Here is a 4,124-nt window from a genome sequence, read left to right as displayed (position 1 = left end):
GTTGAAAATTGGCGAAAGCCGAGGGGACAGCCAATCTCCCCCTCGTGGGCGACGTCCGGCAGGACAGAGGGGGCGCGAAGGATCGCTACCGAGCGGCCTTTATTCCGAGTCCTTCACTCCGCCAATGTCTTCAAAAACGCCACCAGCGCGGCGCGCTCGCGGTCGGAAAGCTGCAGCGGATGGATCTCGGATATGCCCTCGACACTCGCCGGCGCCGTCGAATAATGCGCCACCACTTCTTCGAGCGACGAGAACTGCCCGGCATGCATGTAGGGGGGACGGGTGGCGGCACCGCGCAGCGACGGCGTCTTGTAGGCGCGGGCGAGTTCCGGTCCGGCCTTGACCATGAAGCGCAGCTCGCCGCAGGCGCTGGCGTCGCCATCGCGAAACGCGCCGAAACAGTTGAACGGGTCGGCCTCGACCTGCGCCACCGCATCTATGCGGCCGCGATCCGCAGGCAGATTTGCAACCGGCGGCACGCCGGTGTTGTGAAAGCTGCCGTCGGTGAAACGCGCCCCGGTGTGGCACGTCACGCAATTGGCCTTGCCGATGAACAGCTTTAGCCCGAGGATTTCCTCGGGCGAAAAAGCAACGTCGCCTTGCGGCAACTGTATACCAGTAGCCAGGGTGGCAGAGAACCGGTCGAAGCGCGTCTGCGGCGGCGCTATCGACCGCTCGAAGGCGGCGATCGCCTTGCCGATATTGGCGAAGACGCGATTGACGCCCTCGGCCTGAGCTTTGGTCATCGTGCTCCACGCCGCCTTCTCGGCATCGCTGCCGAGCGGGCTGGCATTGGCCGGCACGGTCGAAAGGTCGGGCAGCGGCCCGAAGATGCGCTCATAGCGCTCGCCGAATCGCGCCTTGATATAATGCGCGTAGGCGGCGCGATTGCCGGCCTGCTCCAGCGGATTCTCCAGCGGCGCCAGCGCTTGCGACCAAAGGCTGTCGCGCCGCCCGTCCCAGAAGAAGAATGGGGCATGCGCGACGCCGGCCAGCGGCATGGTGCGCCGGTTGGTGCGGCCGACGCCGACCGCTTGCGGCAGGTCGTCCTGGAATTGCCGGTCGATCTTGTGACAGGTCGAGCAGGAAACCTTGCCGTCGCCGCTCATCCCGACGTCGAAAAACAGCGTCGCGCCGAGGGCGGCGGCGGCCGGCACGTCGGCGAAGCGGTTGGTGGTGTCGGTTTTCGGCGGCGGTAGCGCCGACAGAGCCAGTGAGGCGATGGTCTTCTTTTCGGCATCGGAAAACTCCGGCTTGCCGCAGCCGGCAAGCACGCCCATCGCCAGCAGCGCGAAAAGACGCGAAAAGCGGTTCATCTTGCTCCAGCGCTCAGAGCACCACATTGAAGACCACCGTATCGGATCCGGCCGCCGCGGAAATGGCGAAATGCAATTGCCACAATCCGCTCATCGTGAATTTCACCCCATCGATGCGATAGCAGCCGTCGCCCAGATAGTCGGTCGCCTGCGGGCTGGTCGGTAGACCGTGCCTGTGCCGCGGCATGCCCCCGGAAATCGTGATCCCGGCGCCCTCCACCGGGGTTCCCGCACCTGTCTTCAGGGTCAGCAGCCAGGATTGCAGCTCGCCTTGCCTGATGACACCCCGCTCCGGCTCGAAACTGGCCACAAACAGCCCGTTCGTCGTCTTCTTCGAGCGGGCGACTTCGGGGCTCGCAAGCCGAGGCGCTTGCGGCGCGGTCAGATAGACGGCAGCGAGAATGCCGGCCAGCAAGCCAGCCAGACCAAGACCTGCCAGAACATAACGCCATAACGATGCCAAACCGTTTCCTCTTCCGGAGATAACGTCTCGCTGGGCAGATTGCGTCCCGCCTTCCGCGTGAGAAAACGCCGTTGGCGCAAAAATCCGCCATGGCCAAGCATGGCGCTGCCGCTCGCAAAAAGCTACAGCACCGGGTCTTGGTTTTGTGCATGTCGTTATCCCAAAACCGCTGCGCAAGGTTTGGGCGACATGCACCAGGAGAGAGATTCATGACAGGAAACGGCGTCGCCTCGATCGGTGAATGCATGCTCGAACTCTCAGGCCAGGCGGGGCCGAACTGGCGCATGGGTTTTGCCGGCGACACGTTCAATACGCTGTGGGCGCTGCATGCGCTGAGCGGCGATCGGCCGGCGACCTATGTGTCGGCCTTCGGCGACGACCCGTTCTCGCGCGACCAGATCGGTTTCTTCGCGCAAAACGGCATCGGCGTCGGCGCCAGCCCGATCATATCAGGCGCCCGGCCCGGCCTCTATGCGATCACGCTGACCGGAGCCGAACGCTCATTCACCTACTGGCGCGGCGATGCGGCTGCAAGGCAGCTTGCCTCCGACCCGGCTGCTTTGGCGAAAAGCCTTGAAAATCAGGCGCTTGTTTACTTTTCCGGAATCACTTTGGCAATTCTGGATGGCGCTGCGCGCAAGACATTGCTGGCAGCGGTGGCCAAGGCACGCGCCGCCGGCTCGCTTGTCGCCTTCGATCCCAACTACCGGCCGCGATTATGGCGCCAGCGCGAGGAAGCGCAGGCCGCGATACTCGATGCGCTCGCAGTCACCGACCTAGCACTACCGACCTTTCCCGACGAGCAGATGCTGTTCGGCGACGCGGCGCCGCAGGCAACCGCGGAACGGCTGCGAAAGCTGGTCGGCGAAGTCGTCGTCAAGAACGGCGAGGAGCCGGCGCTGATCGCCGCAAACGGAACCCTGCAACCCGTTCCGGCCGTGCATGTCGCCGTCCCCGTCGACACGACCGGCGCTGGCGATTCCTTCAATGGCGCCTATCTCGCCGCCCGGCTCGCCGGGCACGCTCCGACTGAGGCCGTGCTGCGCGCGCATCGCGTCGCCGCGGCCGTCGTGCAGGTGCGCGGCGCGCTGGCGCCATTCGAAACGTTAAGGGCGGCGTTCGAAGATTAATGCATGTCGCGCAAAAGTGCGCAGCGGTTTTGCGATGACGACATGCATAAAACAAGACCTTAAGGCGCGTTGCATGAATCATTCAAACGCGACGCGCTTTAGGGTCAAAACGCAATCAGACTGACTGCCGCCAATGGGCGACAACCTTGCAGCCCAAGGCGGTCGCTATCCGCGCTTTTCGATGACGCCATATAGGACGTTGCGGTTCTCGCCAAAGAACACCTGCGCCTCGACGGTGTTGCGGTCGACGCTGGCGTTGATGATGTTCCACATATCGGCCTCCGACCGCAGCAGCAACACCCAGTTCATGAACGTCTCCCGGTAGCCGGCGTCAGGGTTGCCCTCTGCGTAGTTCGCGAAGAGGAATGTCCCGTTCGGCTTCAACATCTGCAGGCAGGTTTTCGTGAGCTTCACGGCGACGTTGTGCGCAAGGTAGTCGTAAAGGCCAGAGGCGTAGATGAAGTCGAACTTGCCAAGCTTGTGGCCCCGCGTGAGCATGGTTCGTACCGAACCGTCGATCGCCTCTACCGCGGTGCCCTGGAAGTCGCGCGTGATCAATCCAACGCTCTGAGGATCCTGATCGAGCGCAACCCAGCGCTTGAGACGGCCCTCCCGTAAGGCGGTCGAGCGATTGGCCTCCCTTAAATGGCCGGCCGCGATCGCCAGGATCTCGGCCTCCGGTCCATTCTTGGTCGCAATCTCATCGACATATCGGGTTAAAAGATCGCGTCGTTCCCGTGCCGCGATGCACGATGGGACATCCTTGGTATGGCTATAGAGCGCCTTGCCGATTTCCGAGGCGTTTGCCACGCTCTCGGCCACGTGCGGGTCACAATAGATATAGTCGAGCAACTGCGCGTCGCCAGAATAACCTCTGGGCTTGTCATGGGACCACCGCGTGAGCGGATCCTCAAGAAAGTACTCCAGGACCGGGTGGTTCTGCACCACCGGTATCAATGCTTGCCAAACGTCTGGATGAACCTTGGAACGGGTTGCTTCGAGATGCGCCATCAGACGACGAATGATCTCCGCGGGATCCTTTCGTTGCTCGATTTGCTGGTGTGTCGTGTGGAGAATGAGCGCAAGCTCTACGCGAGCAGTTTCGAACGCTTCGCTATGAGGCCCGAGCTTTCCTCGAGGGAGACTGGCGGCGATCATCTCGGCAGTAATCAGACTTTTGCCATCAAGGATGGTTGCCACCACATAACCCCATAG

At 62.7% G+C, this 4,124-nt stretch carries 4 protein-coding genes; 1 reads left to right on the top strand and 3 read right to left on the bottom strand.

Going from position 1 to position 4,124, the window contains the following annotated elements; genetic code table 11:
* Window positions 1-113: 113 nt before the first annotated feature.
* The gene (locus tag EOA85_RS29295) at window positions 114-1,316 is read right to left on the bottom strand and encodes a cytochrome c peroxidase (protein ID WP_127212083.1); all 1,203 of its coding nucleotides are present in this window, start codon (window positions 1,314-1,316) and stop codon (window positions 114-116) included.
* A gap of 13 nt (window positions 1,317-1,329) precedes the next feature.
* Entirely contained in the window at window positions 1,330-1,779 is a 450-nt protein-coding gene (locus EOA85_RS29290; RefSeq protein WP_127212082.1) for a FixH family protein, read from the bottom strand.
* 209 nt (window positions 1,780-1,988) lie between these two features.
* Between EOA85_RS29290 and EOA85_RS29285 the strand changes: the two genes are divergently transcribed.
* A complete protein-coding gene (locus EOA85_RS29285; RefSeq protein WP_127212081.1) occupies window positions 1,989-2,909 on the top strand; it encodes a sugar kinase in 921 nt (306 codons plus the stop codon).
* Between the two features lie 165 nt (window positions 2,910-3,074).
* Here the strand turns inward: EOA85_RS29285 and EOA85_RS29280 are convergent, their stop codons facing one another.
* On the bottom strand, window positions 3,075-4,109 hold the full coding sequence (locus tag EOA85_RS29280) for a class I SAM-dependent methyltransferase (RefSeq protein ID WP_065007694.1): 1,035 nt from the start codon (window positions 4,107-4,109) through the stop codon (window positions 3,075-3,077).
* Window positions 4,110-4,124: the final 15 nt, after the last annotated feature.

The organism is Mesorhizobium sp. M5C.F.Ca.IN.020.29.1.1 (assembly GCF_003997375.1).
GTDB lineage: Bacteria > Pseudomonadota > Alphaproteobacteria > Rhizobiales > Rhizobiaceae > Mesorhizobium > Mesorhizobium wenxiniae.
This window is presented reverse-complemented; position numbering and strand designations above follow the sequence as displayed.

Coding starts and splice junctions, on each gene's coding strand:
- EOA85_RS29295 (WP_127212083.1), bottom strand. CDS start 1,316: ATGAACCGCTTTTCGCGTCTTTTCGCGCTGCTGGCGATGGGCGTGCTT.
- EOA85_RS29285 (WP_127212081.1), top strand. CDS start 1,989: ATGACAGGAAACGGCGTCGCCTCGATCGGTGAATGCATGCTCGAACTC.